Annotated in this window: 14 protein-coding genes and 1 tRNA gene; 9 read left to right on the top strand and 6 right to left on the bottom strand. The window is 70.4% G+C overall.

Annotation, left to right across the window (positions count from 1 at the left end):
* Positions 1-6: 6 nt before the first annotated feature.
* On the top strand, positions 7-216 hold the full coding sequence (locus AS029_RS04465) for a hypothetical protein (protein ID WP_058231392.1): 210 nt from the start codon (positions 7-9) through the stop codon (positions 214-216).
* Positions 217-324: 108 nt separating this feature from the next.
* The gene (locus AS029_RS04470; RefSeq protein ID WP_058231393.1) at positions 325-744 is read left to right on the top strand and encodes a hypothetical protein; all 420 of its coding nucleotides are present in this window, start codon (positions 325-327) and stop codon (positions 742-744) included.
* Between the two features lie 38 nt (positions 745-782).
* Here AS029_RS04470 and AS029_RS04475 read toward each other — a convergent pair whose 3' ends face one another.
* The 3 genes from AS029_RS04475 to AS029_RS04485 are packed head-to-tail and all read right to left on the bottom strand — an operon-like array spanning position 783 to position 3,651.
* A complete protein-coding gene (locus tag AS029_RS04475; RefSeq protein ID WP_058231394.1) occupies positions 783-1,556 on the bottom strand; it encodes an ABC transporter ATP-binding protein in 774 nt (257 codons plus the stop codon).
* Positions 1,553-2,551, bottom strand: coding sequence for a FecCD family ABC transporter permease (locus tag AS029_RS04480; protein ID WP_244886979.1), 999 nt, complete (start codon positions 2,549-2,551; stop codon positions 1,553-1,555). Before AS029_RS04480 ends, AS029_RS04475 begins: the two co-directional genes overlap by 4 nt.
* Before the next feature lie 53 nt (positions 2,552-2,604).
* Positions 2,605-3,651 carry an ABC transporter substrate-binding protein gene (locus AS029_RS04485; protein WP_058231395.1) on the bottom strand — a complete coding sequence of 349 codons (1,047 nt, stop codon included), beginning with the start codon at positions 3,649-3,651 and terminating at the stop codon, positions 2,605-2,607.
* A 220-nt stretch (positions 3,652-3,871) separates the two neighbouring features.
* Between AS029_RS04485 and AS029_RS04490 the strand changes: the two genes are divergently transcribed.
* From AS029_RS04490 to AS029_RS04505, 4 genes are read left to right on the top strand one after another with little or no spacing between them, the layout of a single operon-like run.
* Complete coding sequence (locus AS029_RS04490; protein WP_074615845.1) at positions 3,872-4,657, top strand: DeoR/GlpR family DNA-binding transcription regulator; 786 nt, start codon at positions 3,872-3,874, stop codon at positions 4,655-4,657.
* Positions 4,654-5,619 (top strand): 1-phosphofructokinase family hexose kinase, encoded by a 966-nt coding sequence (locus tag AS029_RS04495; protein WP_058231397.1) that lies wholly within the window; start codon positions 4,654-4,656, stop codon positions 5,617-5,619. The genes AS029_RS04490 and AS029_RS04495 overlap by 4 nt, the downstream gene beginning before the upstream one ends.
* Before the next feature lie 18 nt (positions 5,620-5,637).
* Positions 5,638-7,743 (top strand): PTS fructose transporter subunit IIABC, encoded by a 2,106-nt coding sequence (locus tag AS029_RS04500; protein ID WP_058231398.1) that lies wholly within the window; start codon positions 5,638-5,640, stop codon positions 7,741-7,743.
* A 27-nt stretch (positions 7,744-7,770) separates the two neighbouring features.
* A complete protein-coding gene (locus AS029_RS04505; protein WP_058231399.1) occupies positions 7,771-8,040 on the top strand; it encodes an HPr family phosphocarrier protein in 270 nt (89 codons plus the stop codon).
* A 205-nt stretch (positions 8,041-8,245) separates the two neighbouring features.
* Here AS029_RS04505 and AS029_RS04510 read toward each other — a convergent pair whose 3' ends face one another.
* Positions 8,246-8,884 carry an MBL fold metallo-hydrolase gene (locus tag AS029_RS04510; protein WP_058231400.1) on the bottom strand — a complete coding sequence of 213 codons (639 nt, stop codon included), beginning with the start codon at positions 8,882-8,884 and terminating at the stop codon, positions 8,246-8,248.
* A gap of 187 nt (positions 8,885-9,071) precedes the next feature.
* Here AS029_RS04510 and AS029_RS04515 point away from each other — a divergent pair.
* Positions 9,072-9,147 (top strand) — tRNA-Glu (locus AS029_RS04515).
* 414 nt (positions 9,148-9,561) lie between these two features.
* Here the strand turns inward: AS029_RS04515 and AS029_RS04520 are convergent.
* Positions 9,562-10,617 carry a DUF4349 domain-containing protein gene (locus AS029_RS04520; protein ID WP_058231401.1) on the bottom strand — a complete coding sequence of 352 codons (1,056 nt, stop codon included), beginning with the start codon at positions 10,615-10,617 and terminating at the stop codon, positions 9,562-9,564.
* Positions 10,614-11,168, bottom strand: coding sequence for an RNA polymerase sigma factor (locus tag AS029_RS04525; RefSeq protein WP_058231402.1), 555 nt, complete (start codon positions 11,166-11,168; stop codon positions 10,614-10,616). The genes AS029_RS04520 and AS029_RS04525 overlap by 4 nt, the downstream gene beginning before the upstream one ends.
* Before the next feature lie 311 nt (positions 11,169-11,479).
* Here AS029_RS04525 and AS029_RS17190 point away from each other — a divergent pair, with 311 nt between their 5' ends.
* Together AS029_RS17190 and AS029_RS04535 are read left to right on the top strand one after the other, a co-directional pair.
* Positions 11,480-11,977, top strand: coding sequence for a hypothetical protein (locus AS029_RS17190; protein ID WP_139168017.1), 498 nt, complete (start codon positions 11,480-11,482; stop codon positions 11,975-11,977).
* 349 nt (positions 11,978-12,326) lie between these two features.
* The gene (locus AS029_RS04535; protein WP_058231404.1) at positions 12,327-13,391 is read left to right on the top strand and encodes a TerC family protein; all 1,065 of its coding nucleotides are present in this window, start codon (positions 12,327-12,329) and stop codon (positions 13,389-13,391) included.
* Positions 13,392-13,506 lie beyond the last annotated feature (115 nt).

Below are 13,506 nucleotides of genomic sequence, written 5' to 3' on the forward strand. Positions count from 1 at the left end.
GGACCCATGGGACTTTTCGTGCAGCGACCCGAGGAACCGAGCGAGTGGGCCGGCCTGCCCGGCGAGCCCGCGCGTGCGCGCACGAGAGCCGAGCTGCTGCCCGACGACGATCGGCCGGCCGCGTCGCCGACCGATCTGCTGGGGCTCGGCAGCGCCTCGACGACGTCGGTCGAGATTCCCATGAACGCTCCCGCGGACACCGACGACGCGGACTGACGGGTGATACGCCGCCGACACGGCCGGATCTCCGAGCCGACGTCGGCGGGCGGGATAGCATCCGAGCAGCGGCCGGCTCGACGCCGCCTCCGCCGGAAGAAGGTCCTCGTGAAGCGCATCAGCACCGTCGCCCTCGCCGTGGCACTGCCGTTGGTCGTCGCCGGGTGCACGCCCACGGCATCCGAGGACCCGTCGGTCGGAGGCCCCGAAAGCTCCGCGGCTCCCTCCGCCTCGGCGATGGATCAGATGCTGCCGCCGACCACCGTCACCCCCGCTGATCTCGACGGCACCGACGTGCGCGTCATCCGGGGCACCTCGCTCGTGCTGGCCGTTCCGGACGGAACCGAGGCGGACTGGACCGGCACCACCGCCGACGTCGCGATCGCCGAGTTCTCACCGGGCGGCCCGTCCGAGGGCGCGGTGTTCCGCCCGGGCTTCATCGTGCGCGAGATCGGGACCACGGATGCCACCGTGACCGGTCCCGACGGAACGACGGTCGCCTTCACGATCACGGTCATTGAATACTGACGGCTGCGCCCGCGCGATGTCGCGGGTCGTGAAAGGTCTCAGTCGTCCAGCGGCCCGTCGAACAGGATCGTCGTGCGATTCGTCGCGGCATCCGGGATCACCCGGGCTCGCACACCGTAGACGTCGGCGATGAGGGCGGGAGTCAGCACGGCGGCCGGCGTGCCGGCGGCCACCACTCTGCCCTCGCGCAGCACGAGCACGCTGTCGCAATAGGTCGCCGCCAGATTGAGGTCGTGCAGCGCCACGATGCTCGTGACCGGCAGGGAAGACACGAGCGCGAGGATGTCGAGCTGGTGGCGGATGTCGAGGTGGTTCGTCGGCTCGTCGAGCAGCAGCTCGCGAGGCTCCTGCGCCAGCGCACGGGCGATCTGCGCGCGCTGGCGTTCACCGCCCGAGAGCGTGTGCCACAGGCGGTCGGCCTTGTCGGTCAGTCCGACACGCGCGAGGGCGGCGTCGACGGCCTGCTCGTCGCCCGCCGTCGATCCGCCCCAGACGGGGCGATGCGGCGTGCGGCCGAGTCTGACGACGTCGCGCACGACGATGTCGGCGTCGGTCTCGGCGTGCTGCGTCACGACCGCGACGGTGCGGGCGATGTCGCGGCGTCGCCACGACGACAGGGGGCGATCGTCGAGCAGCACCTCGCCGGCGTCGGGGCGGGCGGCCCCCTGCAGCAGGCGCAGCAGCGACGACTTGCCCGAGCCGTTCGGTCCGAGCAGGCCCACGGTGGTCCCGGGTTCGGGATGCAGTGAGACGCCGTCGACGACGAGCGCACCGCCGCGGCTCCAGTGCACGTCACGGGCTTCGAGTGTCATGCGCGGCCCCTCCGTCGCAGCAGCAGGGCGACGAAGACGGGGACGCCGACGATCGCCGTTCCCACGCCGACCGGCAGCGGCGTCGGCGCGAACAGGGTGCGGCTGGCGGCATCCACCCACACCATGAACACGGCGCCCACGACCGCGGCGAGCGGCACGACGCGCGCGTGGCGCTGGCCGACGAGCAGGCGGACGGCGTGCGGCACGACGAGGCCGACGAAGCCGACCGCGCCGACGACGCTGACGAGCGCGGCCGTCATGAGCGCCGTCACGACGAGCAGTCCGATCCGCGTCTGCGCGACCGGGATGCCGAGGGATGCGGCGACGTCGTCGCCGAAGGTGAAGGCGTCGAGGGCGCGGGCCGCGGCCGTGCAGATCACGCCGCCGACGACGACGACCCCGGCGCACAGCGCGACATCGTCCCACCGCATGCCCTCGAGCGAGCCGAGCAGCCAGAACATCACACCGCGCGTCTCATCGCTGTCGGCGACGGCGAAGACGACGAGCGATGTGACCGCCGAGAAGAACTGCGTGCTGGCGACACCGGCGAGGATGACCCCCGACGTGCCGCCCGAGGTGAACCGCGCGAGCACGAGCACGAGTCCGAAGGCGACGAGCGCCCCCACGAACGCCCCGCCCGACAGCCCGAGCACGCCGCCGCCGATACCGAGGACGCCGATGACGACCGCCCCCGTCGACGCTCCCGACGACACCCCCAGCACGAACGGCTCGGCGAGCGGATTCCGCAGCAGCGACTGCATCACGACACCGCAGAGCGCCAGTCCCGCCCCGGCGCACGCGGCGACCAGGGCACGGGGGAGGCGCTCCTCCCACACGATCGCGTTCTTCGCCGCTTTGACCGGGATGTCCGCGAGTCCGAGGTGGTTCAGCAGCACGTCGCGCACGTTCACCAGCGACACGTCGGCGGGCCCGAGCGTCACCGCGACCCCCACCGAGGCAGTCAACACCACCAGACCGACGGCGGCGAGCACGATGCCGAGGCCCGCGGTGCCACGACCGAGCCGGGCGCGCGAGACGACGGTGGTGCTCAGAGCGTGCTCCCGTTGGCATCCCACCACGCGCGGATCTTGTCGAGCGCGTCGACGAAGCGAATGGAGGGGTTGAGCTCGGCGCCGTGGAGGGCGATGTAGCGCTTCTCCTTGACCGCGGTCATGGTGCTCGTCAGCGGGTCGCTTTCGAGGAACGCGATCTTGTCGTCGAGGCGGTCGCCGGGGAAGCGGTCGCGCTGCAGATCGCCGAGCACGAGCACGTCGGGGTCGGCGGCGACCATGCTCTCCCAGCCCACGGCGGGCCAGTCGTCGCTCTGGTCGGCGAAGGCGTTGGTCATGTTCGTGGTGGATGCCAACAGGGCGGCGTTCGAGTAGCCGCCGGCGACGTAGGGCGTCTTGGTGTCGGCGAACCAGAAGGCCACCGTGTGGCCCTCGAAGTCGATGCCGTCTGTCGCGGCGGCGGCGCGCTCCTTCAGCGACGCGACGAGCGCCTCGCCGCGGTCGGCGACGTCGAAGACGCGCGCGAGGTCGCGGATCTCGCCGTAGAGCACGTCGATCGTGAGGGGGGTGGTGCGCGTGCCGCCCGCGTTGAAGCTGACGTCGCCGTCGCAGTCGGTGGGGGAGAGGTACGAAGCGATGCCGGTCTCGGCGAAGCGGTCGCGCGTGGCGACGCCGCCCTGGGCGAAGTGGCGGCCGAACGAGGCGGTGACGAAGTCGGGGTCGGAGCCGAGCACCACCTCGTACGAGGGAGCATTGTCCGACAGGCGGGGCACGACGGCGTTCGCGTCGGCGAGCGTGTCGAGCACCGGATCGGTCCAGGATGCCGTTCCCACCATGCGGTCCTGAAGGCCGAGCGAGAGCAGGATCTCGGTCGAGTCCTGATCGAGCGACACGACGCGACTCGGCGGGGCGTCGACGGTGACCTCGCGCCCGCAGTTCTCGATCGTCAGCGGGTAGGTCGTCGACCCTTCGCCGGCGGGGGCGGCGGACGCCTCGGGAACCACCTCCGACGCGCCGCACCCGGCGACGAGGAGGGCGGTCGTCGCGAGGACGAGGGGCAGGACGAGGGCGCGGGCGCGTGGCATCCGGGAACTCCGTAGGGATCGTGTGGCGTGGGCCCGACGGTGGACCGTGGGTAAGGATAGCCTCACTTACTCGCGGAACGCACAACGGGCGGCTCGTCTTCCGAGAATCCCGGCGTCAGCGAAGACGTTTCGCGCATCTCGCCGACGGTCGTTCCAACGGGAACCTGTTGCCTTGTGTGGTTCTGTGTTGTATCCTGTGGGAATCTTCGAAGGAGATTTCGTGTACGCAATGGAGCGCCAGCAGCTCATCGAGCGCGAACTGCGCGACGTCGGACGCGTCAGCGTCGTCGACCTCGCCCGTCGCTTCGACGTCACGACCGAGACCGTCCGCCGCGACCTCGACCGCCTTGAGACGTCGGGTTCGCTCCGCCGCGTCCACGGCGGTGCCGTCAGCACCGACCGCGGCAGCACCGCCGAGTCGACGCTGACCGAGCGTCGTGACCGTCAGGGAGACGCGAAGCGCGCGATCGGGGCCGAGGCGGCGTCGCTGCTCGGTGGCGGCTTCCGCGGCTCGATCTTCTTCGACGGCGGCACGACCCCGGCTGCGGTCGCCGCGATGCTGCCCGACACCATCGGTTCGTCCTCCGCCGGCGTCGAGGTCGTGACGCACTCCCTCGAGGCGGCGCACCTGCTCGCCGGCGAGGCGCACCTGTCGCTCACCACCATCGGCGGTCGCGTGCGCGGGGTCACCGCGGCGGCGGTCGGCGCGCACACGGTGCGCGCGATCTCCCTGCTGCGCCCCGACATCGCCTTCGTCGGGACGAACGGGCTCAGCGCCGGGTTCGGCTTGAGCACCCCCGATCCCGAAGAAGCGGCCGTGAAGACCGCCATCATCCAATCGGCCCGTCGCGTCGTCCTCGTCGCCGACGCGGCCAAGTTCGGAGAGGAACTGCTCGTGCGCTTCGCCCGACTCGACGAGATCGACGTGCTCGTCACCGACGCGGCCCCGCCCGCCCCGCTCGCCGCGGCCCTCGCCGACGCCGACGTCGAGGTGCGTGTCGCATGATCGTCACCCTCACCGCCAACCCGTCGGCCGACCGCGCGGTCGTCCTGTCCGAGGCCCTGGCCCCGGGCGAGGTGCAGCGGGCCCTCTCGTCGCGCGAGGACGCCGGTGGCAAGGGCGTCAACGTCGCCCGCGTCGTCTCCGCCGCCGGTGCGCCGGCCCGCGCCGTCGTCCCCGTGAACGCGCACGACCCCTACCGCATGCTGCTCGAGGACACCGGCATCGACCTCGACATCGTCGAGGTCGCCGGGCGTGCGCGCGCGAACCTCACGATCACCGACCCCGCCGGCGAGACCACGAAGCTGAACCTCCCCGGTGCCGAGCTCTCCGCCGCCGAGGCCGAGGCGGTCGTCGCCGGAGTCGTCGCCGCCGCCGAGGGTGCGACCTGGCTGGTTCTCGCCGGATCGCTGCCGCCCGGTGTGCCCGCGTCGTTCTATGCCGACCTCGTTGCCGCCGTTCGAGAGCGATGGGGGAGCGCGGCACCGAAGATCGCGGTCGACGCCTCGGGCGCGGCCCTCGCCGCCGTGGTCGAGCAGGCCCACCCCGATCTCATCAAGCCCAACCACGAAGAGCTCGCCGAACTCGTCGGCGAGGACGCCGCCGCCGACACCGACGTGCTCGCGGAGGCCGCCCGCCGTGCGCGCGCCCTCGTGCCGGGCCGCGTGGCATCCGCTCTCGTGACCCTCGGTGCCGACGGAGCGCTGCTCTTCACCGCCGAGGGCGACTGGCGCGGACGCGCCCCCAAGATCCAGGTCGCCAGCACGGTCGGCGCGGGCGACAGCTCGCTCGCCGGCTACCTGCTGGCCGACCTCGAGGGGGCCGCGGCCCCTGACCGCCTCGCGCGCAGCATCGCCTACGGCGCCGCTGCCGCGACCCTGCCGGGGACGCAAGCCCCGACACCCGACGATCTGCCCGCGGCACCCATCGTCGTCACCGACTTCGCCACCCCCATCGCTACATCCTGACCACGGAGGTCACTGATAATGTCCGACATCATCACTCCGGAGCTCGTCACTCTCGACGTGCCCCTGGGCACCGACAAGCAGTCGGTGATCCGCGCCCTCGCCGAGCGCGTCGTCGCGCAGGGCCGCGCAACCAGTGCGCAAGAGCTCTTCGACGACGCCTGGGCCCGCGAGCAGAAGGACGAGACCGGCTTGCCCGGCGGCATCGGCATCCCGCACGCGCGCAGCGCATCGGTCACCGAGCCGACCCTCGCCTTCGCGCGCCTAACGCCGGGCGTCGACTTCGGCGCACCCGACGGACCCGCTGACATCGTGTTCCTCATCGCCGCGCCCGCCGGTGCCGACGAGGCCCACCTGTCGGTGCTGTCGCAGCTGGCCCGCAGCCTCATGCGCGACGACTTCATGTCGGGCCTGCGCGCCGCGCAGAACCCCGGTGAGGCCGTCCGCATCATCACGGATGCCGTCACCCCGGCGACCGAGACCGCCGCGGCCCCGGCCGCTGCTGCCGCTGCCCCGGCCGCCGCTGCCGCGGCCCCGGCCGCTGCTACTGCGGCCCCGGCTGCGACGCGCGCCGAGGCCCGCACTGCCACCAAGCCGAAGAAGATCGTCGCCGTCACCGCGTGCGCCACCGGCATCGCCCACACCTTCATGGCCGCCGACGCGCTCACCGCCGCCGGCGCCGAGGCCGACGGTGTCGAGCTCGTCGTCGAGCCCCAGGGCTCGAGCGGCTACAAGGCGCTCCCGCAGAGCGTCATCGACGAGGCCGACGCCGTGATCTTCGCGGTCGACGTCGACGTGCGCGAGCCGCAGCGCTTCGCGGGCAAGCCCGTCGTCCGCTCGGGCGTCAAGCGCGGCATCGAGCAGCCCAAGCAGCTCATCGCCGAGGCCGTCGCTGCGAGCGACAACCCGAACGCCGCCCGCGTCCAAGGCGGTGCCGCGGCATCCGTCTCCGACGCCCCGGTCGCCCAGCAGTCGGTCGGCCGTCGCATCCAGCGGTGGCTGCTGACGGGTGTCAGCTACATGATCCCCTTCGTCGCCGGTGGCGGCCTGTTGATCGCGCTGGGCTTCCTGCTCGGCGGCTACCAGGTCACGCAGAACGCGGCCAACGTCATCATCCAGAACTCGCTGTGGGATCTCCCCACCGAGGACATCACGTCGTCGTTCGGCCCGCTGGGCCAGTACCTCGGCTCGGTCGCCTTCATGATCGGCGCGACCTCGATGGGCTTCCTGGTCGCCGTGCTCGCGGGCTTCATCGCCTACGCCATCGCCGACCGCCCCGGTATCGCTCCCGGTTTCGTCGCCGGTGCCGTCGCGGTGCTCATGAACGCCGGCTTCATCGGCGGTATCATCGGCGGTCTGCTCGCCGGTTTCATCGCCTGGTGGCTCGGTCGCTTCAACGCCCCTCGCTGGCTGCGCGGCCTCATGCCCGTCGTGATCGTGCCGTTCCTCGGCTCGATCTTCGCCTCGGGCCTGATGATCCTGTTCCTCGGCCGCCCGATCGCCGCCCTGATGGCCGCGCTGACCGACGGTCTCACCTCCCTTGCATCCAGCGGCGCCGGCGCCATCATCCTCGGCGTCATCCTGGGCCTGATGATGTGCTTCGACCTCGGCGGACCCGTCAACAAGGTCGCCTACGTCTTCGCCACGACCGGTCTCGCCGCAGCCACCACGACCAACACCGCGCCGTACCTGATCATGGCTGCCGTCATGGCCGCCGGCATGGTGCCCCCGCTCGCGATGGCCCTGGCCTCGACCATCCTCGCCCGCGGCAAGTTCACCCCGGTCGAGCGCGAGAACGGTGCGGCCGCCTGGCTGCTCGGCGCCTCGTTCATCTCCGAGGGCGCGATCCCGTTCGCCGCGGCCGACCCGCTGCGCGTCATCCCCGCCTCGATGGTGGGAGGTGCGATCACCGGTGGTCTCAGCATGCTGATCGGCGTGCAGTCGTACGCGCCGCACGGCGGCATCTTCGTGCTCTTCGCGATCAACCCGGTGTGGGGTTTCCCGCTCGCGATCATCGCGGGTACCGTCGTGACTGCGCTGATCGTGGTCGCTCTCAAGGGCATCGGTCGCAGCACGAAGGACGTCGCTGCCGCCGAGGCCGCTCCCGCCGTCACGGTCGCCGCCTAAGACCCCGTCGAATCGAGAGGATTCACCATGGCAGAACGTCAGGCCACCATCGCCAGCAGCTCGGGACTCCACGCCCGCCCCGCGAAGCTCTTCGTGCAGGCCGTGCAGGAGAAGAAGATCCCCGTCACGATCTCGGCGAACGGCGGTGCCGACCTGAACGCCGGCAGCATCCTGTCGCTCATGGGCCTCGGCGCCGGTCACGGCACCGTCGTCACCCTGAAGGCCGAGGGCGAGGGCGCCGAGCAGGCGCTCGACGAACTGGTCGCCCTCCTCGAGACCGACCTCGACGCGCAGTAAGCACCTCTGCACGAACACCGGATGCCACGGGCCCCAGGCTCGTGGCATCCGGTGTTTTCGCGTGTTCCCCGCCGCGCCGGGGACCGCTGGTGTCCTGGTGTCGCTGTTTCTTCGGTTCGGGGCGGATTCCGCCGTTTGGGGCGAGTTCTTCACGCCCCAAACGGCCGATCGCGCCCCGAACTCCGGACGTCTCGCCGCGGCCCGCTCAGACGTCGACGGTGTCGCCGGGCTTGAGGTCGACGAATGAGCCGCCGTTCTGCTCGACCGCCCAGGTGAGACGGGCGTCGCCCATCTGCTTTCCCGCGACCGACAGCGTCATGTCGTGGGTCGCGAAGACGCGCTCGGGTTTTACGGCGAGGACGTAGTCCATCGCCTCGGCGATCTTGAGCCACGGGGCGCCGACCGGGGCGGCGAGAAGCTTCACCTTCGCGTGCTTGGGTACCGTGTAGGAGTCGCCGGGGTAGTACAGGGCATCGTTCACCAGGACGCCGACGTTGTCGACGACGGGGATGGACTCGTGGATGACGGCGTGCCGGCCTCCGGAGAACTCGAGGTCGAACGGGCCGAGTTCCAGCCGATCGCCCGGATGCACCGCGATGACGTCGAACCCGGCGGCGGCGTCGACGACTCCCTCGGGGCCGTAGATCGGAACACCGGGATGCGCCTTCTGCAGACGGGTGAGGTGCTCAGGCGTCCAGTGGTCGGGGTGCTCGTGCGTGATGACGACGCCGACGAGACCGACGAGGTCCTCGAGCGGTGAGGTGAAGCTGCCGGGGTCGATGACCAGCGAGTGGCCCGACTCGACGACGACGAGGGCGGCATGTTCGTGCTTCGTGAGACGCATGACGGCAAGTCAACTCCTGGCCGGGGGCGTGCGGCAACCGCTGGCGCGGCGGGTGAACAGGGTCTAACGCCTCTTCCCTCGTTCGTCGGATCGCGGTACCGTGCAGGGACACGCCCGGGATTTCGACGGCTCGGCCTCGATTTTGCGTGCGCGTCAATCGTGATGCATACTTGAACGGTTGCGACGCGGCCCCATCGTATAGCGGCCTAGTACGCCGCCCTCTCACGGCGGTAACGCGGGTTCGAATCCCGCTGGGGTCACCAACACGACGAAGAGCTCCGACCGATAGGTCGGGGCTCTTCGTCGTTTCGGCGAGTCCGGCAGGACGAGGAGCCGCATGGGCGGGTTGGGCCCCCTCGCCCGGAGGCTCCGCGCGCCGCGCAGCGGCGTGTGGAGGGGGCGAAGGGAGAATCCCGCTGGGGTCACCAACACGACGAAGAGCTCCGACCGATAGGTCGGGGCTCTTCGTCGTTTCGGCGAGTCCGGCAGGACGAGGAGCCGCATGAGCGGGTTGGGCCCCACCGCCCGGAGGCTCCGCGCAGCGAGAGGGGGCCTCGCGCCTGGCGCCGGGGTCCGAGACCCCGAATCGGACCGGACACCGGCACCCCGGCATCCCCTCCCGATTCACGTCTGGCGCGACTCAGCCCTCGCGGGCCGCGTGACGCACCCCTCGCGACTCAGCCCTCCCGTGCCTCCCGCCGCCGGCGCACCGCCCGCCGCACGCTCCACACGACGGCCCAGGCTGCCCCGCCGACGACGATCCACGGCAGCAGGAAGCCGACGCCGATCACGACACCGTTCAGCGTCGCGACGAGTCCGTTCCAGCCAGCGAGAAGCCCGTCGCCGAAACCGGCAGGGTCGGCGGTGACGGATGCCGTGCGCTCGGTGAGTTGCACGCTCAGCGACGACATCGCCACCTGCGACTCCAGCGACTGCAGCACCTGACGGTCGCTGTCGAGCTGGGCCTGCCGCTCGGCCAGTGCTGATTCGGCGGTGATGAGGTCGGACACCGACCCCGCCTGCGCCATCAGCTCAGTCAGGCGCGCGACCGAGGCTTCGCCGGCGGCGACGCGCGCCCCCAGGTCGACCGTCTGCTCGGTCACATCGGAGCGGTTGACGGTCGTCGCCGTGACGTCGCCGATGTCGCGCAGGCCGTCCATGACCCGTTGAAGGGTGTCGGCGGGGACGCGCACGGTGATGAACCCCGAGGATGCCGCTGAGGCCTTCGTCGAGCCGTCGTAGGGGACTGCCACCACCCCGCCACCCAGCTGCGACGATTCCACGTAGCCACCCGCCGCCGTCGCGGCGGACGCGACCTCATCGATCGCGGCGCGCACGTCGTCGACCTCGACCGTGCTGGAACCGGTGGCGACGATGTCGCGGGTCGCTGCGTCACGGGATGCGGATCCCTCCGGGAGAGCGCTGGAGCCCGCGGCATCCTGGCCCGGGATCACCTCGATGGCGCCGGGCTCGTCCTGCTGCGAGAAGTCCGGTGCGCTCTCGGCGCCGCTCGCATCGACGACGGCCGAGCCGCTGGTGCCCTGCGTCGTCGACAGGGACGGGCCGACCACGGCGGCGATCAGCAAGACGGCCGCAGCCGCCCCGACGCCCGTCCAGACGTTCCGGCGGCGGCGGCGCACCCGGTGCCGCTCGTCGGCGATGCGGCCGAAGACGGCGGACTCGATGGCATCCGCCCTCTCGGCGGACAGCGGGGGAAGGGTGGGCGTGGTCATGGCGTCTCCGTCTCCATCGCGGTGGCACGCACCCGGGAACGGATGCGGGAGAGGCGGTTGCGCACCGTGCCGTGCGAGACGCCCAGGGTCGCCGCTGCGGCTTCGTAGCCGTAGCCCTCGGCGGCGCAGAGCCGGAAGATCTCGCGGTCCAGCTCGCTGAGCCGATCGACGGCGGCGATGATCGCCGCGACGGTCTGCGCCTGCACCACCTGTGCCTCGACGTCGACGACGGCGGGGATCTGCTCATCGAGTTCGGCGTGCGAGCCGTGACGACGACGGGCACGCAGGCGGTTCTGCGCCTGCAGCCGGCACACGGTGGCCAGCCAGGGCAGCAACGACGTGCCCTCGAGACGCAGGGAGGGGATCTTGCGCCAGGCGACGACGAAGGTCTCCTGCGCGACGTCTTCCGCGTCCGCGGCGTCGCCGACGAGCCCGAAGGCGACCCAGTACACCGGTCTGACGTACGCGCGATAAAGCTCGCGGAATGCCTGTTCCGAGCCGCCCGCTGCGCGCGCCACCAGCGCCCTGTCGTCGATCACGTCATCGGTCATGGCATCCGTTCCGCTCCTGGGGCGAGGCCTTGATGAGCACTCTCTCACTACAGAGGTGTCCCGCCGCGGCGGATCGTCTCACGCCAGCTGCGACACCGGTGAATGAGAGAGGGAAAGGGCCACGTTCCGGCTGATGCGCGGGGTGAATAAGAGGGGCGGCGACCACCGCCCAGAGTGACAGTGACGCCCGGCGCTTCTGCGGTCCCGTGGAGCTGATAGGTCGATTGAGACTCCGGGCTCGCGCGAAGCCGCCGCACGTTTCTGCGATGCTCCCTGCTGGTCGCATGCCAGCCGACGCGAAGGACAAAACGATGGACGGACTACAGTGGTGGGGCGATCTCCCCACCTGGGTATCGACGGGAGCGATTGGCTTCGCGGCACTCACTTACTTCGGTGACCGTCGGAAACGTGCACACGATCGAGAGGTCGAGGAGAAGAGCCAAGCAAACCGCTTGACCGCGTGGGTTGTCACCGATGCGGCCGCGAAACCGAGGGTGTCCGGCGTGCTCATCGCCAACGACAGCGGCGCGACATTCCACTCCATCGAGATCGTCGCGACAATGCATAAGCAGACGCAGCCGCCCATCAAGCTGGTGACCCTGCCTCCGGGGCGCCTCTTTGTGGCGCTGAATCGCGAACGCGGAGTCGGTCGCATTGCCTGGGACCTCGGGATACTTCCGAACGAGTACGCAGGGGCACTGCGCCCCTACACGGTCAGCGACGGCTATGTGATGGAAAGTATGGAGTTTTCCGACGCCCTCGGGCGGCGGTGGCGCACTGATAGTCGAGCGGTGCTGCAAAGGCTGTAATCGAGCAGAGAGTAGCGCCGACCGTCCTCGCGGCAGCGATGACCCTTGAGATTGTGACGAACACCTGAGATGCGGTTCTTGCCTCGCCCGGCGCCGTCTCCGCCCTCCGTGACGTACCCATTTACAGAAGACCGCCGTGCGAAGGTGTCCGGCCGCGTCCATCGATCACCGCCACCGCCCCACTCTGTCCGGCGCCGTCGCGCCCGCTGTCGCCGTCGTCGCGTGGATCTGATCTCGCGGCCGCTCGGCGCAGGACGCCACCGAGGCGCGCCAAGAACTTACATAAGCCCGCGGCGCCTCCCGACGGGCGGATAAACTCGAGCGTTTCCCCCGACGAAAGGCCTCCGCGATGGAGCTGCAGCTCGACCCGCTCTTCCAGACGATCACCCTGGCGGTGCTCGTGCTGATCCTGGTCGCCGACCTGCTGATCATCCTGAAGCGCCCGCACATCCCTTCGCCGAAGGAATCCACGCTGTGGGTCGTGTTCTACGTCACCCTGGCGCTCATCTTCGCGGGCGTGCTGTGGATCGTCACCGGGGGAGAGGTCGCGGGGCAGTTCGTCGCCGGTTGGTTGACGGAGTACAGCCTGTCGATCGACAACCTCTTCGTCTTCGTGCTGATCATGGGGCAGTTCGCCGTGCCGCGCCGTTATCAGCAGGAGGTGCTGATGGTGGGCATCATCATCGCGCTCGTGCTGCGCGGCGCGTTCATCCTCGTGGGCGCGACGATCATCGAGAACTTCAGCCCGGTGTTCTACCTGTTCGGCCTGTTCCTCATCTACACCGCGATCCGGCAGGCGTTCCCCGGCGGCGATCACGACGACGACACGCAGAAAGAGAACCTCATCGTGCGGACGCTGCGCCGCGTGCTGCCGATGAGCGATTCGTACGACGGCAAGAAGGTCATCACGCGCGTGAACGGCAAGAAGCTGTTCACCCCGATGATCATCGTGTTCGTCGCGATCGGTGTGACCGACCTGCTCTTCGCGATCGACTCGATCCCTGCGATCTTCGGCATCACGCAGAGCCCGTTCATCGTGTTCACCGCGAACCTCTTCGCGCTGATGGGGCTGCGTCAGCTCTACTTCCTGCTCGGCGACCTGCTCGACCGCCTCAAGTACCTGCACTACGGGATCGCGTTCATCCTCGCCTTCATCGGCGTGAAACTCATCCTGCACGCGATGCACGTCAACGAGCTGCCGTTCCTCAACGGCGGCGAGCCCATCGAGTGGGCGCCCGAGATCTCGACGTGGGTGTCGCTCGCGGTGATCATCCTGTCGATGGCGGTCGCCACCGTCGCGAGCCTGGTCGCGGCCCGTCGTGAGCCGTCGGCCGTCGGGGCTCAGGATGCCGCGGCCGACGTCGCCGACGAGAAGGGCACGCCCGCGACGGTCGAGCACCCCGAGCGCGACTGACCCGAAGGGTCCTGAGCGCCGAGAGGCCCGACGTCGAGGAACCTGGACGTCGGGGACCCTGAGCTTGTCGAAGGGTCCGCGGCGCGCGGGTTCCGGTGGCTTCGACGGGCTCAGC

This window comes from Microbacterium enclense, assembly GCF_001456955.1.
GTDB classification, from domain to species: Bacteria; Actinomycetota; Actinomycetes; order Actinomycetales; family Microbacteriaceae; genus Microbacterium; species Microbacterium enclense.